This window comes from Actomonas aquatica, from assembly GCF_019679435.2.
GTDB classification, from domain to species: Bacteria; Verrucomicrobiota; Verrucomicrobiia; order Opitutales; family Opitutaceae; genus Actomonas; species Actomonas aquatica.
On the sequence record NZ_CP139781.1, the window covers coordinates 4,880,916 to 4,906,339 of the forward strand.

At 65.3% G+C, this 25,424-nt stretch carries 18 protein-coding genes; 12 read left to right on the plus strand and 6 right to left on the minus strand.

The features are described from left to right. Positions 1-106: 106 nt before the first annotated feature. The gene (locus tag K1X11_RS18680) at positions 107-2,983 is read left to right on the plus strand and encodes an endo-1,4-beta-xylanase (protein WP_221030677.1); all 2,877 of its coding nucleotides are present in this window, start codon (positions 107-109) and stop codon (positions 2,981-2,983) included. Positions 2,984-3,094: 111 nt separating this feature from the next. Here K1X11_RS18680 and K1X11_RS18685 read toward each other — a convergent pair whose 3' ends face one another. Beyond that, the gene (locus K1X11_RS18685; protein WP_221030678.1) at positions 3,095-5,734 is read right to left on the minus strand and encodes a CAP domain-containing protein; all 2,640 of its coding nucleotides are present in this window, start codon (positions 5,732-5,734) and stop codon (positions 3,095-3,097) included. Between the two features lie 173 nt (positions 5,735-5,907). On the opposite strand from K1X11_RS18685, the gene K1X11_RS18690 reads away from it, so the two are divergent. The 5 genes from K1X11_RS18690 (at position 5,908) to K1X11_RS18710 (ending at position 12,455) form a co-directional block, all read left to right on the plus strand. Continuing rightward, a complete protein-coding gene (locus tag K1X11_RS18690) occupies positions 5,908-7,254 on the plus strand; it encodes an FAD-dependent thymidylate synthase (protein ID WP_221030679.1) in 1,347 nt (448 codons plus the stop codon). 418 nt (positions 7,255-7,672) lie between these two features. Beyond that, positions 7,673-8,446: an endonuclease/exonuclease/phosphatase family protein gene (locus tag K1X11_RS18695; RefSeq protein WP_221030680.1), complete on the plus strand. Its 774-nt coding sequence runs from the start codon at positions 7,673-7,675 to the stop codon at positions 8,444-8,446. 236 nt (positions 8,447-8,682) lie between these two features. Continuing rightward, complete coding sequence (locus K1X11_RS18700; protein ID WP_221030681.1) at positions 8,683-9,018, plus strand: PadR family transcriptional regulator; 336 nt, start codon at positions 8,683-8,685, stop codon at positions 9,016-9,018. 57 nt (positions 9,019-9,075) lie between these two features. Then, positions 9,076-11,775: an ABC transporter permease gene (locus tag K1X11_RS18705; RefSeq protein ID WP_221030682.1), complete on the plus strand. Its 2,700-nt coding sequence runs from the start codon at positions 9,076-9,078 to the stop codon at positions 11,773-11,775. A 179-nt stretch (positions 11,776-11,954) separates the two neighbouring features. After that, positions 11,955-12,455, plus strand: coding sequence for a SixA phosphatase family protein (locus K1X11_RS18710; protein WP_221030683.1), 501 nt, complete (start codon positions 11,955-11,957; stop codon positions 12,453-12,455). A 1-nt stretch (position 12,456) separates the two neighbouring features. Here K1X11_RS18710 and K1X11_RS18715 read toward each other — a convergent pair whose 3' ends face one another. Continuing rightward, positions 12,457-12,738, minus strand: a complete 282-nt coding sequence (locus K1X11_RS18715; RefSeq protein ID WP_221030684.1) for a hypothetical protein — start codon at positions 12,736-12,738, stop codon at positions 12,457-12,459. Between the two features lie 12 nt (positions 12,739-12,750). After that, positions 12,751-14,409 (minus strand): ComEC/Rec2 family competence protein, encoded by a 1,659-nt coding sequence (locus tag K1X11_RS18720; RefSeq protein WP_221030685.1) that lies wholly within the window; start codon positions 14,407-14,409, stop codon positions 12,751-12,753. Between the two features lie 73 nt (positions 14,410-14,482). Between K1X11_RS18720 and K1X11_RS18725 the strand changes: the two genes are divergently transcribed. Next, positions 14,483-15,859: a replication-associated recombination protein A gene (locus K1X11_RS18725; RefSeq protein ID WP_221030686.1), complete on the plus strand. Its 1,377-nt coding sequence runs from the start codon at positions 14,483-14,485 to the stop codon at positions 15,857-15,859. 2 nt (positions 15,860-15,861) lie between these two features. Next, the gene (locus K1X11_RS18730; protein ID WP_221030687.1) at positions 15,862-16,290 is read left to right on the plus strand and encodes a hypothetical protein; all 429 of its coding nucleotides are present in this window, start codon (positions 15,862-15,864) and stop codon (positions 16,288-16,290) included. Between the two features lie 104 nt (positions 16,291-16,394). Here K1X11_RS18730 and K1X11_RS18735 read toward each other — a convergent pair whose 3' ends face one another. Further along, positions 16,395-17,711, minus strand: coding sequence for an MFS transporter (locus K1X11_RS18735; protein ID WP_221030688.1), 1,317 nt, complete (start codon positions 17,709-17,711; stop codon positions 16,395-16,397). Between the two features lie 90 nt (positions 17,712-17,801). Here K1X11_RS18735 and K1X11_RS18740 point away from each other — a divergent pair, with 90 nt between their 5' ends. After that, positions 17,802-18,203 carry a hypothetical protein gene (locus K1X11_RS18740; protein WP_221030689.1) on the plus strand — a complete coding sequence of 134 codons (402 nt, stop codon included), beginning with the start codon at positions 17,802-17,804 and terminating at the stop codon, positions 18,201-18,203. Positions 18,204-18,384: 181 nt separating this feature from the next. On the opposite strand, the gene K1X11_RS18745 is transcribed toward K1X11_RS18740, so the two are convergent. After that, positions 18,385-19,287, minus strand: coding sequence for a transglutaminase family protein (locus K1X11_RS18745; RefSeq protein WP_221030690.1), 903 nt, complete (start codon positions 19,285-19,287; stop codon positions 18,385-18,387). A gap of 210 nt (positions 19,288-19,497) precedes the next feature. Here K1X11_RS18745 and ribH point away from each other — a divergent pair, with 210 nt between their 5' ends. From ribH to ftsY, 3 genes are all read left to right on the plus strand, one after another. Continuing rightward, entirely contained in the window at positions 19,498-19,971 is a 474-nt protein-coding gene (gene ribH / locus K1X11_RS18750) for a 6,7-dimethyl-8-ribityllumazine synthase (protein WP_221030691.1), read from the plus strand. Further along, positions 19,968-20,420: a transcription antitermination factor NusB gene (gene nusB / locus K1X11_RS18755; RefSeq protein WP_221030692.1), complete on the plus strand. Its 453-nt coding sequence runs from the start codon at positions 19,968-19,970 to the stop codon at positions 20,418-20,420. Before ribH ends, nusB begins: the two co-directional genes overlap by 4 nt. 153 nt (positions 20,421-20,573) lie before the next feature. Continuing rightward, positions 20,574-21,497 carry a signal recognition particle-docking protein FtsY gene (gene ftsY / locus K1X11_RS18760; RefSeq protein ID WP_221030693.1) on the plus strand — a complete coding sequence of 308 codons (924 nt, stop codon included), beginning with the start codon at positions 20,574-20,576 and terminating at the stop codon, positions 21,495-21,497. Positions 21,498-21,501: 4 nt separating this feature from the next. On the opposite strand, the gene K1X11_RS18765 is transcribed toward ftsY, so the two are convergent. Next, complete coding sequence (locus K1X11_RS18765; protein ID WP_221030694.1) at positions 21,502-25,386, minus strand: hybrid sensor histidine kinase/response regulator; 3,885 nt, start codon at positions 25,384-25,386, stop codon at positions 21,502-21,504. Positions 25,387-25,424: the final 38 nt, after the last annotated feature.

The following is a 25,424-nucleotide window of genomic DNA, read 5'->3' on the forward strand; positions in this document are numbered from 1 at the left end:
GATTTTTTTGCCCTGGCGGGCGGTTTGAGAAAAGTCAGCGGCGATGCCCCTTAACCCCTTACCCCTTTGGCGGCGCGCCCGGCTGGCGGTTGCGTCGATCCCTGCCTTGTTGCTGTCCACGCTCGTCGCGCAGGACATTCCATCCGGCGGCCAAGCGATGATCGCGCAGGCGACCATCAACGACTCCGGTTTCTACTCCAACTCGACCAGCGAAGGTGTGGTCGCCAGCCGCGAGTTCGTAGCCGTCACCGGTCAGGACTTCACGACGGCCGCCCGCGTGCAGACGCTCAATCCCAACGGCCAGTTCTGGTCGAGCGTGATGGATTTCACCAGCAACCGCGCCGTATCCGATGGCGACGTGGTGCTGCTGCACTTTTGGATGCGGGCCATCGCCACGACCGACGAGACCGGCACCGTGACCATGCAGGCCTTCGTCGAAGGCCCGGGGCCGGATTACACCAAGTCTGCTTCGCTGCAGATCAACGCCATCTCCGCGTGGCAGCACTTCTTCATCCCGTTCGCGGTCGACGGCAATTACGCGGCCGGCGCGCTCGGCTTCAAGTTTGGCTTCGGCAACACCGGCCGCCCCCAGACGCTCGAACTCGGTGGCGTTGAAGCCCTCTGGTATGGCAACTCCCTCACGACCGACGACCTGCCGCGCACGAGTTTCCAATACGTCGGCCGTGACGCCAACGCCTCCTGGCGACTCGATGCGGCCAACCGCATCAATGAGTATCGAAAGAACCGATACGTGGTGCGCGCGCGGGACGGTTCCGGTTTCCCGATCGGCGGCGAAAAGCTGCGGGTGCGTCTCGTCCGCCACGCCTTTCAATTTGGCACGGCCATGGTTGCCTCCCGCATCATGGATGCGAATGGCGCAGCCAACGCCACCTATCGCGAAAAGATCCTCGAACTCTTCAACAGCGGCACGTTGGAGAACGACACCAAGTGGCCGCCGTGGGACGGCGAATGGGGCGGCGGTTTCAACCAAACCCAGACGCTCAACGCCCTGCAGTGGACGCAGGACAACGACCTGGTCATGCGCGGCCACGTGCTCGTCTGGCCGTCCATTCGTAACCTGCCCAACCACCTCACCGCCCGCGTGCAGGCGGCCGACGCCACCGTGCCCGCCACGGTCATGGCGCACTTTGAGGAGATCATGAACGCGACCCGGGGCTACTTTGTGGACTGGGACGTGATGAACGAGCCCTACGACAACTACGACCTCATGCAGACCTACGGTTACGATCTCATGGGCGAGTGGTTTAAAAAAGCCGCCGAACTCGATGCCGGCCTCGGTCGCTTCGTGAACGACTACGGCATCCTTTCCGGTGGCGGTCTCAACACCACCAAGCAGGACGCCTACGCCGCCACCATTCAGCGCATCAAAAACGATGGAGGCCCCATCACCGGCATCGGTTTCCAAGGTCACTTCTCCGCCAGCCCCACCGGCATTCCGAAGGTGTGGGAGATTCTCGATCGCTACGCGACGGAGTTCCCGGATCTCGATCTGCGCATCACCGAATTTGACATCGGCGGCGAGGACGCCGATCTGCAGGCTGACTACCTGCGCGACTTCTACACGGTCGCATTCAGTCATCCCAACATGCTCGGTATTCAGGCCTGGGGCTTCTGGGCAGACGCCCACTGGCGCGCCGAGTCGGCCATGTTTTCCAGCGATTGGACCGAGCGGCCCATCGGCACGGCCTATCGCGAGTTGGTGCATGGTGCCTGGAAAACCAACGACCTGCGCACCACCGCCATCGACGGTCGTTTCGCCGGACGCGGTTTCCTGGGCGACTACGTGGTCGAAGATGAAGCGGGCAACGTCCTGCAAACCTTCACGCTCACCGCCGGGCAGGAGGCCACCGTGGACGTGGTCATAGCCAGCGACACGGCGCCCGCGCAGTTGAGTTTTGTGCTCCATCCCACCGGCACGACGGTGCCTTCAGGCTCAACCGTTCGCTTCACGGCCGAAGCCACTGGGCCGGAGCCGCATACGATCGCGTGGTTCAAGGAGGGCGGCGCCCAGGTCGGCACGGGCAATGACCTAGTGCTCAGCAACGTCTCCGGCTCCGACGAAGGGCGCTACTACGCGGTCGCGACCGCCGGTGGCACCACCGTCGAATCGCGCCGCGCGCGCATCGGCGTGCGTGGCCCCAATGCGCCGCGCAGCGAACTGCTGGCCAACATCTCCACGCGCGCGCGGGTGCAGACCGGGCTCGGATTTATGGTCGCCGGCTTCGTGGTCGAGGGCAGCACGAGCAAGGAGGTGGTCATCCGCGCCGTCGGTCCGCAGCTCGGGGCGTTTGGCGTGCCGGGCGTGTTGGCCGATCCGCAGATTCGTCTCTTCCAAGGCGTGACGGAGATCGCCAGCAACGACAACTGGTCGCCCGATTTGGCGGACGATTTTGCCACCCTCGGCGCGTTTGCGCTCACCGCCGACACGGCATCAGCCGCGCTGCGCACCACGCTCAACAGCGGTGCCTACACGGTCGAGGTGTCGGGCGTGAACGACACGACCGGCGTGGCGATCGTGGAGGTCTACGACGCGGCCACCGGCGATCCGGTGCAGATGACCAACATCTCCACCCGCGGTCAGATCGGCACGGGGGCGGACATCATGGTGGCCGGTTTTGTGATTGAGGGTTCGGTCCCGCAACGCGTGTTGGTGCGGGGAATCGGTCCGGCGTTGGCACGTTTTGGCGTGACCGGCACCGTGAGTGATCCGGTGCTGCGTCTCTTCGAAAGCCTGCCTGATGGCTCGGCGCGCCATCTGCGCACCAACTACGATTGGTCGGCCGCCGCCAACGCCGCGGAGCTCAAGGAGACCACGGCAAGGGTCGGCGCGTTTTCGCTCATACCGGGCGACGGCGACGCCGCGCTGCTCATCGATCTTGAGCCCGGCACTTACACGGTTGAACTCGCCGGCGCCAACGATGAGACCGGCATTGGTCTCATCGAGGTGTATCGAGTGCCCTGATACGGCTGGCCGACGACCCGAAATGACGAGCCGCGGCAGGGATGCCGCGGCCACTTCGGAGGGGGGGGAGAAAAGTGACCGAGGCTTCCAGCCTCGTCGCACTCGGTCGGCTCAGTTGACTTCGTAGACTTCGACGATGGCGATGCCGGTGGTGTCGTTCACGCCGCTCACGGTGGCGGTGTAGGCACCGGGGGCGAGTGTCACCAGCAAGGCGGCGTCGGCATTCGAGCTGAGCGAGAAGGCACCGAGGGTGTTGGCCATGGCGGCGATCTGGGCATCGCCATCCCAGTTGTCGTTGCTGGCGATGACGGTGGAGGAACCGAGCGGGTTGATGACGAGCTGCGGATCCTCTAGCACACCGGGCAGGTTAAATCGGCTATCTGCCAACGTGGCCCCGACGCCGCGGATCAGCAGGGTTTTATTGCTGGAACCCTCGATGACGAAACCGGCCACCAGCACGTCGGCGCCGGCGCCGACTTGGTTGCGGGCGGAGACGTTGATCAAACGCGCGCTGCCTTCGTCCACGGCGTGTTTGTCGTAAGCCTCAACGAGAACCACGCCGTTTTGGCCCTGCGTGTCGACGAGCACCACGTGCGGTTCGGTGGGCAGGGAAATATCGATGGCGGCGTCGGCGGAGTTGTCGCCCAAGGCGAAGGCGCCGAGTTGGTTGAAGGTGGCGGAGAGGGCGCCGTCCCAATTGTCGTTGGTGGCCACGGTCGTGCCACCGCGGGTCACGGCGAGGGCGGGATCGGGCGCCGTGCCGGGCACACCGAGCACACCGAGCGTCGGGCCGACCACCCGCACGAGCAGGGGTTTGGTGCCGCTGCCGCCGATGACCATGCCGACGTTGAGGGCGTTGACCCCGGACGCAGCGCTGGCGCGGACGGAGAGGTTGATGATCCGGCTCTCGCCGCCGCCGTTGTTGGAGGAGCCCGCTTGGGCGGTGAGCAGGGAGATGGGTCCCCAGTCCATGCCGTAGTGGCCAAAGAACATGCCGCGCGCCTGGAGAATTTTGATGCCCTCGGAGGACGGCGTGTAGCTGAAGCTGGTGCCGCTTTGGTGGCTGCTGGTGGAGACCGGCGTCACGCTCATGACATTGGTCAGGCGAACGTTGTCGACGAGCCAGCCGACGCTGGGGTCGGTCTGGTTGAAGTAGCTGCCGCCCTCGTGATCGTAGCTGAAACGCACCTTGATGGTGCGACCGGCAAACGGGGTCAAGCTGGCGGAGCGGCTTTGGTAAGCGGCGTCGGCAGGGCTGGTGTTACTGCCCGTGCCGCGCTGCTCGTAGACCGTGACCCAGGACTTGCCGCCGTTGGTCGAGACTTCGGCGCGGGCGACCTGAGTTTGGCTGGAGAAGCCGAGTTTGGAGTCGAAGGTCAGATCGGTGGGACCGGACGGCGGCACCATGTAGGTGTCGGGCAGGGTGAAGGTCTGCAGAATCGGGGTGGGGTGGGCGAGGTAGTAGGCCCCGCTGCCGCTCGCGGTGGGACTGGAGACGATAAGGTTGTAGTCGCTGGCGGTGCCGTCGATCTCGCCGCGCAAGCCGCCCTCGGCGTTCCAGAGGGCGTTGCCGTTGGGATCGGTGCCGAGTTCGCGCCATTGGAAGCCGCCGGCGAAGGACGGCACCGCGACTTGCAGAGTGCTGGGGCTGCCCGCGGTGAGGGAACTCGGGGTGCCGATCGTGGTGGCGACGAAGTCGTTGCCCGGCACGTCGGGATCGAAGACGTTGACGGTGTAAGTGAAGGTGCGGGTGGCTCCGCCGATGTTCACGTTGCTCACCGTGACCTCGTAGGCGACGTCGGCGTCGGGGCGCTCGTGGGAATCGGAGCTGTTGCCTGACTTGCCGTCGTAGAGCCAGACGAGGGTGACCTCGTTGGCGAGGGACTGGTTGCCGGCCTCGATGACGGCGCTGATCGGGGCGCCATTGCGCGTCATGCTGACGGAGGCGTTGGTGAAGTTGGCGCCGGGCAGAGTGAGGGACCAGCGCGGCCAGACGAGCTGGTAGGGCACGTTGCCCTTGGGCGGCCACGCGACGAACTCCTCGCGGGTGTTGGGGCGCGCGTCGCCGGCGCGGCCGTCGTTCACCCAAAGGGTGTTGCTCGCCGGGAAGCCGTTCTGGGCTTCGACGTCGCCGGTGCCAAATTCCTTGGCTTGGGGGATAAAGATCCAGCGACGGTGTCCTACCACAGCGTTGCTGGCACCTTGGTCGCGAATGTAGCCGTCGATGGCGTCGGGGCCGAAGGGACCGAGCGCGAGGTTGGACTTGCCGGCCGCTTCCTGCGCGTTGGCGGTAACGAAGGACCACCCGGGCTGCTCGACCTGCGGGTTGTGGCTCAGGCCGTTGTTGGCCGAGGACATCACCGCAGCCTCCTGGGCTTTGGCTGAGAAGGTGGAGTTGAAGGTGATGTCGGCGGGGATGCCCACGTAGGCGCGGTAGAAATTCACCCGGTCCCGGACGGCCTCCTTAAACGCCGCGGTGGTGGTGCCGGGGGTGCCGGTGGCGGCGTCGCCGTTCCAGCCGCTGGGCACGTCCTCCGATGCCCCGTAAACCGCGCGGAAAAATTGGCGGGCTGCCTCGCGGGAACTCGGGTCGATCGACCAAGGTTCGCCGGCGCGTTGGATCTTGGGGTCGAGCTCCCACATGATGCGCAGACGAGCAACATCCGCGGGGGAGGGCTCGGCGGGCTGGGCGAAGCCGAGGGAGGCACCGAGCAAACTCAGGGCAAAGATTACGAACAGGTTACGGCTCATGGAGCGGAAGGGGAACGGGGATGGCATCACGATTACGTGCGCAAAATATGCGTCGGCCGGTGCCGCAATTTGCAACGGTATAGGCAAACCTCATGCGATTTGATGGGCGTCGGTGCGATTTGCGCGGGTTTTGCCTTTGCTCTGCCGCCGGAATTTTGCGCCGATCACCTTCCATGCGCATCACCGGTCTCGCCCTCGTCCCGCCCCCGACCGCGGCCGATCTTCCCCAAGTCACGCCCGAGCTGCTCGCGTCCGTTTTGGCGCGCTATTCCCGCAGCAATGACGGCATCCACGCCATTCTCGAGAAGGTCGATCTGGCCAATCCGGATGCGTCGATCGATCGCATCCTCAAGTTTGTCGATTACGGTCACGCCTCCATCGGCGGCCTCACCGGCGGACTCGCCATCGCCCTCGACGATGTCTCGATGTGGTTGGCGCTCAAAATGTTCGAGATCGCCCAGATGGCCGACGGCCAGGAGTCGAGCACCCGCTACATTGCCATGGATGCCAACAACCTGCCCGATCCGGCCGAGCTCGGCATCCCGGACGATCTGGCCGATCGCTGGCGCGACGTGATGGCGCGTTCCTTCGCCGCCTACCATGCCGAATACGCCCGCCTCGACGCGCTGGGTGAAGCCGAGCCGGAGCGCATCCGCCTGCCCGAGGGCGCCAAGCCCGCCGTCGTCACCCGCCTGCGCAAGAACTTCGCCCTCGATCGCGCCCGCTATTTTATCCCGCTCGCCACCCGCACCAACCTCGCGCTGGTCCAGACCTCCCGCATGTGGGCCACGACGGTGAAGCATCTCGACTCCTTGCCGCACCCCGAGGCCAAGGCCGCCGCCAAACTCATCCGCGACGAGCTCATGAAGCAGTCGCCGCGGCTCATGCGGCACAGTTTCGCCGAAAAATCCTACGAGGCGCAGACCGCTCAGGAGCTCGCCACCAGTCTCTCGCTCGGTCTCGAGCGCCTGAGCACGGAGCCGCTGGACGACGACGTTTGGGTCCATGTCGACCGCGCCACGCCGCCGTGGTTGCCCGAGACTCAGCCCATCGCCGAAGCCCTACGTCACCGCGCCAACCGCTACGGTTACCAAGGCACCGCCACCCGCCGCATGCGGGTGAGCTTCGCCTGGAACAACATGGCTCTGGCCGAGCTGCGCGACCTCAACCGCCATCGCACCGGCCACCGGTGGACGCCGCTCATTCAGGCGGGTTTTTACCTGCCGCCCGAAATCGACCGCGCCACGCACGCCGCCCTGCTCGCCGACCAAGCCGCGCTCACCCGCGAGCTCATGGAGCGGGGCAGTGCGAGCTACGCCTATTCGCTGCTGCTGGGAGCTCAGACGCCCTTCGAACACACCACGCAGGCGGATAAATTCATCTACGAAGTGGAGCTACGCACCGGTATGGGGGCCCATTTCCGCTATGCCGAACACTGCAGTGCGGCGCTCCAGGCCTTCCTGCAACAGGTGCCCGAGGCGACCGAATGGGTGGTCGAAGGCACCGCCGAGCCCGAATAGGCCCAGGCACGCTCCAAGGCGAAATTTGGCTTGCCGCAGTTGGTTGGCAAACAAGCCTCTCCGGCAGCATGCGGCGCCTCGCGAAACTCCCGATCCTGCTGATGGCAGCGCTCTTGCCGCTGGTGGCGTCGGCTCGGGATACCCAAAAGGCGCGACCCTTGTGGCGCTCGACTCCCAGCGCTTCACAAATGGATGCTTCGCGGGTCAAGGTGATCCGTCCGAGCACCTTGCGAGTGCGGGGCACCTCCACATCCGCCCCAAAAATCTGGCGGGCCTCCGCACAGCAGACCACCGTGGTCCGATCGACGCGCCCGCTCTCGGGTCTGCGCCGTCTCTTCGACTCGACTCCTCGCCAGCCGTCCGCCACGCCCCTCACGGTTCAGCCGGCCCAGCACCTGCAAAAGAAAGGACGCCTGCCGTGAGCGGATTCCGTTTCCTCCAGTTCAACATCCAATTTGGCCAAGTCTGGGATGCCTCGGACCCCGACAACGCGCCGATCGATCTCGATCAAACCATCGCCGAGATCCGTCGCCACGATGCCGACATCATCACCCTGCAGGAGGTGGAGCAGGCGCGCTCCGATGGCCAGCAAGCCGACCCCCCGCCCAACTTTCAACGGCTGCGGGCGGCGCTCCCGGAGTATCACGCTCATTTCAGTTACCCCAAAGCCGACCCGCGGGAGCTGCCCTTCGGCATCGGTCTGGCCATCTTCTCCAAAACGCCCCTGCACGAACGCATGCGCCAAGACCTGCCTTCGCCGCGGGTGGAGTTCGATTTTTTTGGCGAAACCAAGACCCCGACCGATCGCGTGCTCATCGGAGCCAAGACCACCATCGCCGGTCACGAGGTCACGATCTACAACGTGCACCTGCTCGCCTTCTTCATGCTCAAGACCAGCAGCGAAACCCACGGCGGCCAACGTCGCCAGGTGGCCGAGCTCCTGCGCCAAAGCGACGGACCGACCCTGCTTGCCGGCGATTTTAATGTCAGCCGCCCCGGCCCGTTGATCGACCAATACGAAGCGGTGGGTTTCCAGACGGTGCAGGACGAAACGATCACCTGGCACCGCATGCCCTTCGTGCTCGATCACATTTTCTACAACGAATCCCTGCGATGCGTGGAGCACGAGATCGTGCGGACTGAGGTCTCCGACCACCTCCCGCTTCGCGCCGACTTTGAATTCGTCGACTGACCCGGCGCGGGGTCCGAAGAAGAATCCGCGGCCCGGTATTTTACGGGCTGACGGTATCTGCGCTCATCCGCGCTCTCTGCGGTAAGGAGCGCATCCAGCGTAGATTACGCAGATGAACGCCGAGAATCAGCAGTAGCGAGCATCGCGTCGCGAACCTCCGTTTTGGCGTCCGGTAGCCTTTTCCCCTTGCGTGTCTAGGGAAGGCGTGTCTTTCCCTAGATGCACAAGGGAAAGCCATGGCTAAACTCGAACTTCTTCAAGGCACGCTCGATCTCCTCGTCCTCCGCGTGCTCAACGCCGGCCCCATGCACGGGTTCGGCATCGCCCAAAAAATCCACCTGCTCTCAGCCGATGCGCTGCGCGTCGAGGAGGGCTCGCTCTACCCGGCGCTCTATCGCATGGAGCGCAAGGGCTGGATCGAGGCGGAGTGGGGCGTTTCGGAAAACAACCGCCGCGCCAAGTTTTATGCGCTGACCAAAGTCGGCCGCAAACAGCTCGCCGCCGAACAGGCGACCTGGGAGCGCCTCACCGCTGCCGTCGGTCAGGTCCTGGCCAAAGCCGACGAGGCCTGAGCTCCGCCCCCCCCCGCCCGGACCGTCATTCCCGTCTTACCCCTTTCGGAGTCCGTCATGAATGTATTCACCAAACTGAGACAGGCGCTGCGCGCCGTCTTTCGCCGCAATCAACTCGACGCCGAGATGGCCGAGGAGATGCGTTTTCACCGCGAGGCCCAGATCGAAGCCAACCTCGCCGCCGGCATGACGCGACGTGAAGCCCTGCGCGCCGCCAACCTCCAGTTTGGCCCGGCCGATGCCATCGCCGAGGAGGGCCGCGAGGCCCGCGGTTTTGCGTGGCTCATCCACCTGCGGCAGGACCTGCGTTACGGCATCAAGATGCTGCTCAAACAAAAGGGCTTCACCTTCGTCGCGGTCATGACCCTGGGCCTTGGGCTCAGCGCCAACATCACGATTTTTTCCCTGGTGGATGTGTTCTTCTTCCAGCCGCTCAAGGTCACGGCGCCCGAGCGGTTGGTCGTGATGAACCGGCAGAACCCGAGCAACCAGTTTGCCTCCATGTTTTCGTGGGCCGACTACGCGGCCTATCGCGATCAGGTGCCTGGACTGGAGGACGCCATGGCGGTGCTGTTGCGCCCGGTGCACCTGGCCTGGCCGGGCCAGATGCCGCATCGCAACTGGATCGAAAACGTGAGTCCCAACTACCTCGAGGCCCTCGGTGCTCGCGCCTTGCTTGGACGCACCTTCCTGCCGGGGGAGGGGGAGAAACCCGGGGCCGATCCCTACATCGTGCTCAACCACCGCTACTGGGCCGACCAGCTCGGCTCCGATCCGGGTGTGGTGGGACGCACGGTGGCGATCAATGGCCACCCCATGGAAGTGATCGGCGTCACGGTGCCGGAATTTAACGGCGGCCAATGGGGGCTCGGCGCCGCGGGCTGGGTGCCGGTGACCATGATGCCGACGCTCTTCGGTTGGGACGAATCGATGTTCACCAATCACGAGTGGAGCGGTTTTCGTGTCCTTGCTCATCTGGCGTCGGGTTACGACGAAGCCCGCGTGGAGGCCGAAATTTCGGTGGTGGATCAACGCCTGCGTGAGCTCCATCCGTCGGGTGACCTTGATCAGACCACGACGGGGGTGGTGCGCGAGCAACTCAGTCGGCCCGATCCCAACGTCAGCAGTTTCATGCCGCTCGCCGCGGTCGTCTTTATGGCGCTGGTGCTGATGATTCTGCTGATTGCCTGCGCCAACGTATCCAACCTGCTGTCCGCCCGCGCGGCCTCGCGCCAACGCGAGCTCGGCATTCGCGCCGCGGTCGGCGCCTCCCGCGGCCGCCTCACTCGACAGTTGCTTACCGAGAGTGTGTTGCTGGCGTTGATCGCCGGCGCCGTGGGATGGTTCCTGAGCGACCTCGCCGGACGTCTGTTGTCGGACATGTCCCCGTCGGGCGACATGCCGGTTGCGACTGAAGCGGTGCAGGGCACGTGGTGGATCCTCGCCTTCGCCGTCGTGGTGTCCCTGTTTGCCGGTGTGGTGACCGGGCTCCTGCCGGCGTTGCGCGCGACGCGGGTCGACGTGCAGGAAATCCTCAAATCAGGCGGCGCGGCCGGCGGCGGCAAACGCCGGCACTGGCTGCGCAACGGTTTGGTCATCTCGCAGGTCGCCTTCTGCGCCATCGTCTTGGTCGCGGGCGGACTCTTCCTGCGCAGCCTGCGCCAGGCGGCGGCGATGCCGTTGGGATTTGATCCCGATAACCTCGCCATCGCCTCGATCGACCTCGACTTGCAGGGCTACGAACGCGAACGCGGCCGAACCTTCCTGCGCCAGTTGCAGGATGACCTTGCGGCGATTCCCGGCGTGCAGGCGGTGGCGCTCTCCAACGTATTGCCGATGAGTAATTCGCCGGGACTGCGTGATGTGAGTGACGCCAACTCACCGCTCATAGCCGAGACCGGTCAGCGCGAGGGTATGCTCAATGCCGCCAGCAATATTGTGGACGAACACTTCTTCGACACCTTGCGCATCAACCTGCTGCGCGGTCGGGGTATTCAGGAAACCGATACAGTCGACAGTCCCGCCGTGGTGGTGGTCAATGACACCCTGGCCCGGCGCCTGTGGCCTGAGCAGGACGCGATCGGCCAACGGCTCACCAGCTTCGACTTCACGGCCGAGGTGGTAGGCGTCGTGGCGACGGGCAAATACGTGATGATCAGCGAAGAGGATCGGCCGGCCTACTACCGCCCTTACCAGCAGGCCTACAATCAGCCGGTCACGCTTTACCTGCGCACGGCCGGTGATCCTGCGGCGGCGCTCGCCGAAATGCGCCGCGTGCTGCAGCGGCTCGATCCGGAGCTGCCGGTTTACAACACCTCGACGATGGAAGAGCACCTGCGCAGCACGGCCTTTGGTTATCTGCCGCTGCGCATGGCCGCCTACCTCGCCGGGGCGCAGGGCCTGGTGGGCCTCGTGCTGGCCGTGATGGGCGTGTATGCCGTGGTGGCGTTTTCGGTAAGCCAACGCACGCGCGAGATCGGCATCCGCCTAGCTCTCGGCGCGGATCGGAGTGACGTGTTTCGGCTGGTGGTGCGCGGTGGTCTGATCCTGATCGGCACGGGTCTGGGGCTCGGCCTCATGGTTGCACTCGGACTCTCTCACGTCTTGGCGGGTCTGTTGGCGGGGCTTAATCCGCTCGACGTGCCCGTCTTCGGTGGGGTGACGCTGCTGCTGTTGATGGTGTCCTTCCTCGCCTGTTACCTGCCCGCGCGGCGCGCCATGGCCATCGACCCCGCCATCACGCTCAAGAGCGACTGAGGGGGTAGCCACGAAGAGGCACGAAAAAGCACAAAAACGACCCCGCCGATCACGCAACTAGGCACAGATATGCCGAGAACTTCTTGTGCATTTTCGTGCCTTTTTGTGGCCAATTTCTCGCCGCTGCGGCGTTGCGTTGACGCGTCTCGCTTGGCTGGCTGGCGGGCATGAGGCGCTGCATGTTTTTTGGACTGCTGGTTGCGTTGCTGCTGTCGCTCGGCGGTTTGGCGGCGGCCATGCCGACGACGGTGCTGCTGGTGCGGCATGCGGAGAAGGTGGACGACGGGACGAAGGATCCGGTGCTCAGCGACGCCGGTCAGGCGCGGGCGATCGCGCTGGCCGAGGTCGCGCGGGAGCACGGCGTGACGCACGTGTTCACCAGTCAGTATCAACGCACGATTTTGACCGGCGCGCCTGCGGCCGAGGTGTGCGGTGCCAGGGCAACGGTGATGGATGCGTCCAAAGCAGATGACCTGCTCGCCGCGGTGCGCGCGTTGCCGGCCGAGGCCGTGGTTCTGATCGTCGGCCACAGCAACACGGTGCCTCCGTTGGCGGAGAAACTGGGTGCGGTGTCCGTCGCACCCATGACCGAGGCCGAATACGACCGACTGCTCGTGCTCACCACCACCGTGGATGGCGCGGTGACGGTCGTGGTCTCGCGCTACGGCGAGGGTTCCTGACTTACTCGGCGCGGACGCGTTCTTTCTCGTCCTCGCGTTCCTCTTCGAGGCGGGCGCGTTCGCTGCGGAGTTGTTCGCGCACCTGTTCGATCTCGTGGAGATCCTGGTTGGCCATGGCTTCGTCGAGCTTCTGCTTCAGGAAGATTTCGCGCTCGGCCAGTTTGCCTTGGTAGCGATTGTCGATCTCGGCGAGGCGGGCCTTCTGCTCATCGGTCAGAGGCTTGTTCCCATCGGGGTCCGACTGGGCGAGGCGTTCCATGGCGAGTTCGTAGGCGCTTTTCATGGCCGACAGCTATCAGGCGAAACGCAGCCCGCTGACAAGCATGACTGTCGCCACCACCGGCGGCAGCCACGGTCGCGTCCAACGTCCGCTCCAGCCACGCCCGTAGCCCCAGAACATGCTCAGCAACACGAGGGTCATCGCCAGTGAACCCCACATCGGGTGCCAAAAACCCGCCGGCCAGGCCGATCCGGGCAGTCGCATGACGAGCGCGAGCACACCCTGCATCACGCTGAGCACGAGCGCCGCCGCATGGTTGAAGAGCATCACCCAACCCGTGAGGCCGAGCGCCGCGCACAGCAGCGCGATGAACCCGCAGCGGATCACCGCAAACGCCAGCGGGATGAGCATCAGATTCGCCAGCAGCGCGAGCGGACTCAGCCAGCCGAAAAACGCCACGCCCGCCAACATGCCCATCAGGCTCGCCGCCCACGCTAACGCCACGCTGGTGAGGGTCTGGTCCAACCCGGCTCGCCAACGGCGGTGGTTGCGGGTGAGGTCACTCTCCGGCAAGGCCCGCCATGGCCGGAAGTGTTGTTTGAGTCGCTCGGCCATCGGCAGGCCGTAGAGCAGCAGGGCCAACACGATGCCGTAGCTCATCTGGAAACCGGCCGAAAACAGCTCCAGCGGATCGACCAACAAGACCAGCAGTGCCGAAGCCGTGATGCCGGCCAAGGGATTGCCCGGGGCCCGCGTCGCCCGCGCGAGTTGCACGCACACCACCATCAACCACGCGCGCATCGCCGATGGCGGGCGCCCGATCAGATCGACGTAAAATCCCAGCAGCAGGGCGCTCAGCAACACCGCCGGGAGGCGCGGCACGCGCAGCAGTCGCAGCGTCGACGTGACCCCCAATGCGATCACCGCAAAGTGCAGTCCGCTGATGGCGAACAGGTGCAAGGTGCCGCTGCGCATGAATAGGTCCTTCGCCTCGTCGCCGATCCCGTGGCGCTGGCCCAACACCATCGCGGTGAGCGCGCCAGCCAGGTCGGGGTGCGCCTCCAACCCCACGACCAAGCGCGCACACAGAGCGTTCAACGTGGCTTCCCGCCAACGCGCGTAGGCGCTGGTGGGCGGTTCGACTTCGATCAGGCGTCCGCGCCCGAGGCGAAAGTTGAGTCCGCGGTCAGTCAGGTAGGCCAAAAAGCCGTCGGCGTCTTCGGCCGGTGGATGCCGCGGCAACGGTTCCAGCTGACCGCGAACCGTGATTGTGCTGCCGCGGCTCGTCGACGGCGCCGCCTCTGCAGCGCAGCGTGCGCTCACGAAGAGCGACTGGCCGACTAGGTCGACGAGATGGGGCGGGGCGGCCGTCACGCGACCGATCAGGCTCACACGTTCCCCGCGAGCGGCTCCGCCTTGAAAGGTGCGCTCAACCTGCAGAACGAGCTCGGCTTCGCGCGGTGGCAGTCGATTCCAGTCGGACAGGCGGGCGCGGTGGTTTTCGTGATGCAGCGCGCCGGCCGCCGCGAGGGCCAGCCCCATCGCCGCCAGCGCCGCAGAGCCGTGGCGCCGCTGCAGGCCCACCGCGACTCCGATCGCGATCAGCGCGACGGCGGCGATTCCGCCTACAGGCAGCGCGGTCGGGCTGGCATGAGCGGCGCCGATCCCGAGCGCCATAGGCAGCACCAGCCAGAGCAAGGGGGCGCGATGGCCCATCGGACGGTCGAGCTGCATCGCTCCTGTAACGTTTGTTTGAAAGCGATTCTTTCATTCCGGGGCACCTTTGTTTCATTTTGATCCTTCGACCATGCTGCCACCCGACCAATCTGACCTCTTTGGCGATCCGACCGCCGGCTCCACCGCCGGGCAGGGCGGAGGCGCGGGGGCGGTGGGTAAACCCGGCGCCCACCAGCCGCTGGCCGCCCGCATGCGTCCGCGGGCGCTGGCCGATATCGTGGGTCAGGAACACCTCACGCGCGCGGGCAGCCTGTTGCCGCAACTCATCTCAACCGACCGCTTTGGCAGCCTGCTGTTTTATGGACCGCCGGGCTGCGGCAAAACCAGTTTCGCCGAGGTGATTGCGCGCGAAACCAAGAGCCGCTTTGTGCGGATCAACGCCGTCATGTCCAACGTGGCCGAGTTGCGCGAGATCCTCTCCATCGCCCGCAAGATGCCGGAGGCGCGCACGCTGCTCTTCATCGACGAGCTGCACCGTTTTAACAAATCGCAACAGGACCTGCTCTTGCCCGACGTGGAGGAGGGCAACGTGCGGCTCATCGGCGCGACCACGCACAACCCCGGGTTTTATGTGAACCCGCCGCTGCTCTCGCGCTCGCACCTTTTCCGGCTCGAACCGCTCTCGACGGAGGCCGTGGCATCGGTGCTCAAGCGCGCCCTCGCCGACGACGAACGTGGTCTCGGCGAACGCGGCCTGAGTGCCAGCGGTGACGTGTTGGCCGACCTCGCCGTGCTCTGTGACGGCGACCTGCGCCGGGCACTCAATGCGCTCGAAGTCATCGCGCTCTCGCTCGACGGCAAAACCACGATCGAAGCGAGCGAGTTGGAGTCGTTCGCACGCGAGCGGCGCATTCGCTACGACGCCAACGAAGACGAGCACTACGATACGATTTCGGCCTTCATCAAAAGTTGCCGCGGCGGTGATCCCGATGCCGCGATGTATTGGTTGGCCAAAATGCTGGAAGGCGGTGAAGACCCGCGCTTCATCGCGCGGCGCCTCGTGATATTGGCCAGCGAAGACATCGGTTTGGCCGACCCCTTCGCGCTGCCGCTGGCGGTGGCGGCGCATCACGCCTGCGACTTTGTGGGCCTGCCCGAAGCCGAACTCACGCTCGCGCACGCCACCCTGCACATCGCCTGTGCGCCGAAAAGTAACTCGGCCACGATGGCTCTGGCCGCCGCCAAACAGGCGATCAAGTCAGCGACTGTGCAGCCCGTGCCGATGCACCTGCGCGACAAAGGCGGCAAAGCCAGCAAGCGCGCCGGCCACGGCAAAGGTTACCTCTACTCGCACGATTTCCCGGAAGGCATCTCCGGCCAGACCTACCTGAGCCAACCGACGAAGCTCTACGACCCGTCGCCCAACGGCCTCGAAGCCCGCGTCGCCGACCGTCTCGCCCGCTGGGAAACCCTCCGCGCCGAACGCCGCGCCGAACGCGGGGAGTGAGTATGCTGGAGAAGCGTGTTTTAACCCACTGGCTGAATAACGGAGTGGAGGTGGTGGAGCCCCCGTCGGCGGATTTGGTCGTCCGCAGCCTGGAAGCTGCCGGCCTGCGAGTGGGACGCGATTACATCGATTTTTTGGCCACGGTGGGAGGTATGGTGGACCACGAGTGGCGGCTCGATCAATGGGCGGTCTGGCGCTTGGAGCGTGTGATCGCGGAAAACGTGGATCGAACGGCGGGAGACGTCTTCTTTGCCGATTGGTGCCTCAGTTCGCATTTCCATTTCCTCCGACAAGAGACCGCCGCGACATCCTCCGTATGGGTGGAGGGCTATGAGTCGCGGGGTCCGCGACGTGTCGCAGAATCGCTCACGGATTTCTTTGAACGCTACCTCGATCGCGACCAGCGCATCGGAGTTTATTTCGACGATTGAGCGCGAGGAATTGGACGCCGAGGCAACACTAGCGCGATCGGGAGTCCCATTGTAGGCTGCGACCTTGGTCGCGCTGCGTTGCCTCTCGGCCGAGTATGAGGACCTCACGCGCTCACTTCCGGCAGGCGGTGGCCGAGGAGCATGCCGGTGAGGGCGCAGATAGCGAAGACGGCGAGGGCGAGGGGGAGCGACAGGAGCGAGAGCGCGCCGGTGATCGTGCCGGCCACTAGCAGCAGGACGCCGATGACACTGTTGCTCACGGCGACATAATCGGTGCGTTGGTCGCCTTCGGCCATGTCGACGAGGTAGGTCTTGCGGCCAAGGCGCACGCCGCTGTGGGCGATGCCGAGGGCAAAGAAAAGAGCGGGATAGACAACCTGCGCGACCACGGCGGAGAGCTCGATGAAGGTGAGCCCGATGGTGATCGCCAGCAGCGTGGCGGTCACGCCCATGGCGGTGCGCAGCACGGTGCGGCTCGAGCGGTCGGCGAGGCGACCCCAGATCGGCGCCGAGACCATGGAGGCAAATCCATCGACGATGATGAAGACGCCCAACCACCACCCGCCGCCACCGAGTTCGCCGTGGGCGAGCGAAACCACAAAGGGCGCCGACAGGCCGGAGCCGATGGCGAGCGCGCGCACGGTCACGAAATCGCGGAAGGGGCGGTCGTCGACCAGCAGGCGCAGGCGCTGGCGCGCATGAGTCCAGGCGTTGCCGCCGCCCGAGGTTTCACCGGGAAATTCGGCAATGGTGCTGTAGATGATGCTGGCGATCAGCCAGAGCGCGGCGGCGACGAGCAGCCAGAGGGTGTAGAGGTGCAGGGAGCCGTCGGCACCGCCGGTGAGGAGCAGCATGGCACCGGCGCCCATGGCCATGACGCCGCTGAGGGAGGACTTCCAACCGGAGAGCTGACCGCGGCGCGTCTTGGGAATGGTTTTGCCGAGCACGTCCTTGGACGCGATGGAGCAGAGGCCGCGGGCGAGGCTGAAGAGGGCGACGAGTCCCACGATGGCGAGGCCGGCGATCGTGCCTTCGAGGGTCCAAGCGACGAGGGCGTAACCGGCGACGGCGACGGCTTGGAGCGCGGAGCCGACCACCCAGACCCATTTGCGCACGGCGAGCTGGCGCAGGTAGCCGGCGATGAAAAGTTGGGGCAGGAGCGAGCCGGCTTCGCGCAGCGGCACGATGAGAGCGAGAAAGAGACCCGGCGCGCCCATGGCCTGCAGCAGCCAGGCGAGGGTGGTTTTGGGGTTGGCGAGGCGGTCGCCGAGACCGGTGAAGGTCTGCGCGCCGAGTTGGCGCAGGAAGTTGCCCGGGACCTCGCGGCAGGCGTCGTCGGAGATCGCTTTGCAGACGCGCGCGTCCTCCTCGTTGGTCAGCGAGCGGTAGAGGTGGTCGGTCCAATCGGCATGCCGCGGCATGCGTAAAAACAGAGTGATTGTGATGGTGGCCTCAAGCCTGCGGGGTGGGTCGACTTGCGTGCGGGGACGAAGCGCGTGTAGCGTGGCGCCATGAAACGCTGGCCGCTGCTTTTGCTCCTGTCCCTGCTCGCGATCACTGGCGCCTGGGCGCAGCCCATGACGGAAGAGGAGGAGCCGCAGGTGACCGGCATCGAGGCGAGCCGCAGCAACGGCGGTTTCCTTGGCCTCAACATCGAAGGCAACGCGCTGGTGCTGCGTTTTTACGACGAGGAGAAAACCGAGATCAAACCGGACGCCGCGCGGGCGACGGCACGGTGGAGTAATCCGCAAAAGGCGGGCCAGCAGCGCGCGGTATTGGCCCCTTCAGGTAATGTGTTGCGCACACCGGCGGTGGTGCGTCCGCCGCATGTGTTCATCGTCTACCTGTCCCTCTTCACGGCGGACGGCGAAGTGATCGAGAGTCACGCGTTCAACATCCGTAATCTGGAATAGGCAGGGTTCTTTTCGGCCACAAAAAGGCACGAAAAGGCACCAAAATCAGGATAAGAGTCCGGAGGCAGGAATCCCTGGGATGAGCACGGCCGATGAAGGAGGTCGCCGCCGTTTTTTGTGATTTTTTGTGCCTTTTGGTGGCCCCAAAAACTGCGGATTCATGCGGGCTGGACGGCCCACCTCAGTCGCTCAGGCGGCGCATGTCGACGGCGGCGGTGAGGCGTTCGGTGTGGGTGCCTTTGAAGACGCCGCGCGTGGGGGTGCAGTCGTGGTAGTCCCGCCCCGCGGCGACCTGCACGTGGCGTTCGCCGGCGACGCAGTCGTTGGTCGGGTCGAGCGCCCACCAGTGTCCGCCCGGCAGGCAGACTTCCACCCAAGCGTGACTCTCGGCGGCACCGATGAGCGGACGGCGTTTGGAGGGCGTTTTGGCGGCGGCCTCCGTCTGGCCGGCATCGCGCTGGGCATCGGTTTCAATGTAACCGACGAGGTAGCGGGCGGGGATCTCGGCCGAGCGCAGCACGGCGATCATGGCCTGGGCGAAGTCCTGGCAGACCCCTTTCTTCTGGGTGAGCACCTCATCGACGGTGGTGTCGATGCGGGTGGAGCCGGTCACGTAGCGGAGGTTGGTGTAAATCCAGTGGTTGAGCGCGAGGATGGACGGACCGATGTCGTTGCCCGGACGGAAGAAGCGATTGGCGAGTTTGTTGACCGCGGCGCTGAACTGGATGGCGGGCGACGGGTTGAGAAACTCAAAGAAGCGCAACGGCTCGGCGCGGTAGAGCTGGCGGGCTTCCGACACGCTCAGCTCGAGGGCGACCTCGGGCGGGGGCGCGGCGTGGGTTTCGACCTCGGCGTAGCTGTCGAGCACCAGCTCGGTGTGCCGATGCACCAGCGAGAAGGTCTGCACGTGGTTGCCAAAATAGTCGGTGTAGGCGTGGAGATTGCAGGACGGATCACTCTCCAAGCGGTGGCTGAGCAGGGTCTGGCGGGCGTTCGTCATGGGCCGCAGCCGCACCTCCATAAAAGACTCCGACGCCGCGCCGGCGTAGCGGTAGTGGGTGCGATGGTGGATGCGGAACTGCATGGTGCGAACGGCCCATCAGGACGATTCGCAGTGCGGCTGCCAAGTCTGGAGCGCGGGGGATGCGGGTGGGGCGACCGGGGCCGGAACCGGTTCCGGGCGCCTGCGCTTTCGGGTTGCGGATTGTGGCGAGAGGGGCGTCGGTAGTGCGGTGTTGGACTGACGTCAGGTTTGGCAACCGTCCTCACGTCCGCCACAGTCCTCCTTTCAACCATGAGTTTAGATTCTCCCAGTGCCTTGCAGATCGATGGTGCGCCCTTCCGGGTGGGCATCGTCGCGGCACGCTTTAACCAGCGTTACGTCGAGGGGCTGATGAACAGTGCCTCCACGGTGCTCCGCGATGCCGGGGTGACCGAGGCCAACCTCGCCGTGGTGCGGGTGCCGGGCAGCGGTGAGCTCCCCACCGGCGCCCAGCTGCTGCTGCGCAAATACCGTTTTGATGTCATCATCGCCCTCGGCGTAGTGATCAAGGGCGGCACCCTCCATGACCAACTGGTTGCCGAGGCCGCTCAGCAGGGCCTGCTGCGGGTGAGCCTCGATACTGGCACGCCCATCATTGCCGGCGTGGTGACGGCCAACGACGACGCTCAGGCTGAGCTGCGTTGTCTCGGTGAAATCAATCGCGGCGCCGAGTTCGCCCGCGGGGCGCTCGAGATGGCCGCCCTCAAAAAATCCCTTTCCAAATGAGCAAAGCCCTTTTCGCCCAGCGCCGTGACGGCCGTGTTGCCGCCATGCAATTTCTTTACTCGTGGAGCCTCAATGCGCCGCAAAATCTGGCGGAGGACCTGCGGATGTTTTTCGAAAATCTCGAGACGACCGACAAGCCGCGCGAGCACTACGCCTTTGGCGAGGAGCTCATCAATGGCGCCATTCAGCAAGTCGCCGAAGTGGATGCCCGCATCAAGCAGCTCGCGCACAATTGGGAGTTTGAGCGCATCGCGCGCATCGATTTGGCCATCCTGCGCATGGCCATTTACGAGATGCTCTTCCGCAAGGACATCCCGCCGATCGTGACGATCAACGAGGCCATCGATCTTTCGAAGCAGTTCTCCACCGCCGATTCCAAGCGCTTCATCAACGGCATCCTCGATCGCCTGAAGGACCAGCTCGGTCGCGACGCCCGCAAGGCGGAGTGACGGGCGAGGGGGCTTTCTCTTAACCACGAATGGACACGAATGGCTTCGCCTACCGGCTACGCACCGGAACGGTCGGGTGCCCGGGGTTCCCGCTTTCGGCGAAACGGTAGTGTAGCCTATTCGTGTCCATTCGTGGTTTAAAACCAACGCATCATGTTCGGACTGTTTAAGAAGTTTAAGGACGGTTTCTCCAAAACCGTCGCGGCCATTTCCAATACGACGCGCGGCCTCTTCGGCGGTCGCAAGATCGACGCCTCCTCCCTGGAGGAGCTGGAGGAAGCGCTCTACACCGCAGACTTCGGCGTCGAGACGACCGAGGAGATTCTCAAGGAGATCAAGCGCGCCTTCCGCAAGGACCCGGAGCTGAAGGGGCAGGCCGCGGCCGAGATCGGTGCGGCCGTGCTGGAGCGCGCGCTGGCTGGCAGTGAAGGCAAACTGGAGGCGGGTCCGGCAGACAAGCCGCTGGTGGTTGCGCTCATCGGCGTGAACGGCTCCGGCAAAACCACGACGTCCGCAAAACTTGGATACATGCTCAAGAATGACGGCCAGCAAGTGATGCTGGCGGCCTGCGACACCTTCCGCGCCGCGGCGGTGGAGCAGCTCAAGTCCTGGGCGACGCGCCTCGATTTGCCGATCGTGGCGAGTCACACCGGCGCTGATGCAGCGGCGGTGGCCTACGACGCCTGGGCGGCGGCGAAGTCGCGGGGCTGCCAGACCTTGCTGGTCGATACCGCCGGTCGTCTGCACACCAAGAGCAACCTCATGGAGGAGCTGGCGAAGATCCGCCGGGTGCTGCAGAAGCATGACCCGGAGGCGCCGCAGCACGCGTGGCTGGTGGTGGACGGTTCGCTGGGCACCAACTCCATCGAGCAGGCCAAAGTGTTTCACGAAAAGTTCGGCCTCACCGGTCTTATCGTGACCAAGCTCGATGGCACCTCGCGCGGTGGCGCGATCGTGGGCATCTGGCGCGAGATGAAGCTGCCGATCTACTTCCTCGGTCTGGGCGAGCAGCCCGACGACCTGCAGCCCTTCAACGCCCGCAACTACGCCCGGGCGGTGTTTGGCTTGGAGGCTTAAGGTCTCACGCGGGGGTCGCCGACAACTCGTCGGCGATGGCGCGGGCGACTTCGGCCAGCGGGGCGGGTTTGCGGAGCACGCGGCGCACCTTCACGGCCTGCAGTTGGTCGTGGAGTTCGCTCTCGAGGTGACCGGTGTAGATGATGACCGGCAGCTCGGGACGGACGGCAAGCATGCGTTTGGCGAGGTCGCGACCGCTCAGCTCGGGCATCGAGAGGTCTGAGAGCACGAGGGCAAAATCATCGGGGCCCTGTTCAAAACGTTTCCAGGCTTCGACTGGATCGGTGAAGGTTTCGACGCGGTAGCCGATGCGGGAGAGCAGAGCCTCGAAGTTGAGGGTGATCATCGGTTCATCGTCGACCACGAGCAGACGCTCGCCGTGTCCCGGCGCGATTTCGGGGTTGGTTACGGTCGGGGTGCGGGACGCCGGGGCTGCGGCGATCGGCAGGTGGACCTCCACCGTGGTGCCCTGACCGGGCGCGCTGCGCAGGGTGATCGCGCCGTCGTGGTTTTCGACGACGGTGTGCACGACGGCCATGCCGAGGCCGGTGCCCTGCCCGGGCGGCTTGGTGGTGAAGAAGGGATCAAAGATGCGCTGCAAGGTGGCTTCATCCATGCCGCATCCGGTATCGGATATGCGGATACGTGCGTAGGCACCGGGAGCGAGTGCCGCGAGCGCGGGGGGCAGCGGGGCGGTGAGGGGAACTTCTTCCAACTGCAGGACGACGTCGCCGCCATGGGCGGGCAGGGCCTGCCAGGCGTTGGAGCAGAGGTTGACCAGCAGTTGGTGAAGTTGCGCGGCGTCGGCGAAGACCGGCAGCGGTCCGTCGGGCAGCTTCAGAGCGCAGCGGGTGGAGGATGGGGCACTGGCTTTGGCGAGGCGGTAAACCTCGCGGGCGATGTCATCGAGCAGGAGGGATTCGCGGCGTGGTTCGTTTTCGTTGCTGAAGGTCAGCACGTGTTGCACGAGTTCGCGGGCGCGGTCGCTGGACTGGTTGATTTGCGCGACCTGGACGTGCGCGTCGGAGTCTCGCGGCAGGGCGTAAGCAACCCGATCGATGGAGCCTTGGATGGTGGTGAGGATGTTGTTGATGTCGTGGGCGATGCCGCCGGCCAGGGTGCCGAGGGACTCGAGTTTGCGGGCCTGCACCGAGCGGGCCTCCACCTCTTTCTGCCGGCGTTCCTCGGCCTTGCGGTCGCTCACGTCGCGCATGATGCCGAAGCCGCCCACGAGGCGATCGTCCTGGCGAATAAATCCGGCGCAGGTTTCTACCTCGATCTCGCGGCCGTCCTTGGTGCGCAGCTGGTATTCGAAGGTGACGGAGCGTTCCGGGTTGAGGCGGCGTTGGATGTAGAGGCGGGTGCGGCGGGCGGCGGTCTCGTCGATGATGTCGTAGATGCGCATCTGCATCGCCTCCTCGCGGGTGTAGCCGGTGAGTCGTTCGCCGGCGGCGTTGAAGGAGGTGAAACGGCCGCTGAAATCGACCGTGAAGATAAAGTCGTTGGTCTGATCGATGACTTCTTTGAAGCGGGCCTGCAGCAGGTCGCGTTGCTCGGTGCTTTGGTCGATCTCGAGGCGTTGGGCAGCCACCCGGCGGCGCAACAGACCCACCCAGGTCATGCCGGCGCCCAGTCCGGCGGCCATGAGCAGAATGATGGCGAGGGTGCGGCTGGTGGTCCACCACGTGGGGGTGTTGAGCAACACCACATCGGGCGGGGTGCGCAGACGGAGATTAAAATCGTGGGGACGGTTGAACTCGTCGAATTCCGTTTCGTAGAGACCGGAGATGCGCAGTTGGCTCCCGGGACGCAGATCGAGCAGACCACTGGCGTCCACTTCGGCACGGGAGGCTTCCCACGTGGCTTCCATCACGCTACCGCCGCGGGCGAGGCTGAGGGTGACGCCTTGGCGGTGGGGCACGGCGCTGATGAGTTCGGCTTCCACCTCGACCATGGCACCGTCGGGCAGAGCGTCGCCATCGCGGCTCGCCAGGACGGCGGCGAAGGGCGCGGCCACGGGCGGTTCTTCGTGACCGATCACGCGGTATTGGGTCTCACGCAGCACAAAACGATTGCCGAGGCGGCCGGGCAGACCGACGAGTTCGACGACGTCGCCGGGCTGCAATGCGGGTTCGGTGAGGCGACTGAGGGCGCGCAGGCTGTCGTGGCCGTCGGTGATCCAGAGGGCGCGTCCCGGCAGATGCAGGGTCACGGTGCCGCGGGTCTTGGCGAGGTGGTCGGCCTGGCCTTGGCCGCGGTAACCTTGCAACGAGGTGAGGGAGGATTCGGGAGCGTCGAAGAGGTCCTCCCGCGCAGGTTCGACGACTTCGACATTTTGCGGCGTCGGCACCAGCAGGTTCACCGTTTCGAGGAACGGCTCGCCGCTGGTGACAGCGACGCACACCCCGTCCAGACGCAGGAACGCTCCGGGTGCGACCGAGGGCGGGAGGGGCGCGTCGACTCGAGCGGTGAACTCGCCGCCCGGGGTTGTGAGGTGGAGGAGGGTGTGGTCTTCGAGCGGGTTCAGTTGATGCAGGTAACCCTGGAGGCTCACCCATTGACTGTCTTCGACGCCGGTGAGGGCTTGTTCGAGGGTGACGTCCCGCGGCGAGAGGACTGGTCGCACGCCTTCGAAGGCGAAGGACGTGGCCACCACTTGCGGGGCAAATGCGCCCGGAGCGGCGTGTCCCACCACCGTGATAGCCTGACCCGATTGCAGTCCGGGTAGCCGGGATCGGTCCTGGATGGCTTCGGCGCTGAGCTGCACGCGCACGCTACCCGACGCATCGAGGAGGTAGAAATAGCGGTGGTCGGGATCGGGGTAGGTGATGGTGCCCTTGAGGGTGACGGGCAGGTTTTGGCGGATGGCTTCCGTGGTGAGTTGCAGAACCTGCCGCGCCACGCGGAGCTTGTGCGAGGGTTGCACGGCAGCGGTTTGGGTCGGGTCCAAGGTCCGGAAAACCGCGTTTGTGATTGGGTGGTCAGTGAAGCGGGCGTGCCACCGGCCGACCAACGCGACGGCTTCACCACTGCGGGCGCGGCGGGCTTGAGAGGTGTGGACGGTGATCTGACCGGTATTGTCGTGGAGGATCAGTTGGCCGTCGCGGTTGTGGTGGAGGACCATGGCCTGCAGGCGCAGCCACGCGCCGTCTTCGAGATGGGCCAGGTCGGCGATGGCGGTGGGAGGCAGTTGCCAGGGAGAGGCGAGGTCGGGGGCGTCCGTCAGCACGTGATGGATGCTGGGAATCCACAGGGCATAATCCTCGCGCGTCTCGTCGGGTTGCTCGGTCGGCACCCACACCCCACGCAGTCGCACAAAATGGCCGGTGAGGTCCGGCACCGGGTCGCCCGCGACGCGGAGGACGCGACCCGTCACGGTGCGGTCGGCGACCACCAGTTCGAGTTGGAGGTGGTTGGGCTCCGGGATGGATTGGCGGTCGACGTAAGCGTCCACCTCGATGAAACGGCGAATGAGTGCGGGATCATCGGGCCATTCACTGCCCAGCCGCCCGGCGGGACGCAGGGCTCCCTCCCGGATGACTTCGATCTGAGTGTCGCCGGCACCGAGGCCGAGGGCCGGAATCTGGGTGCCGGTGAGGCGCACGATCTGCCCGGAGTGCAGCGGCAGCGGCTGGGTGGTGGTGTTAAAAAAGACGCCTCGATTTTCGATTTCGCACCACAACAGTGACCAGCTTGGATCGTAGAGCAGGACGGTGAGAGTGAGGTCAATACGGTGTGGCAGCTCGCGTAGTTTGGAGTCGCTGAGAACGGCCCAAAGCGCGTCGGGGGTGGCGAGCAGAGGTGGTGCTGCCGTCGGCGCGGGGGTTGCGGCCGGCGAGGAGGTGGTGGGTTGGGCGGCGAGCGGGAGGGCCCCGCAAAGCAGGCCCATGCACACGCGGAGGAGGGAAGCATAGCGGAACCTCCACG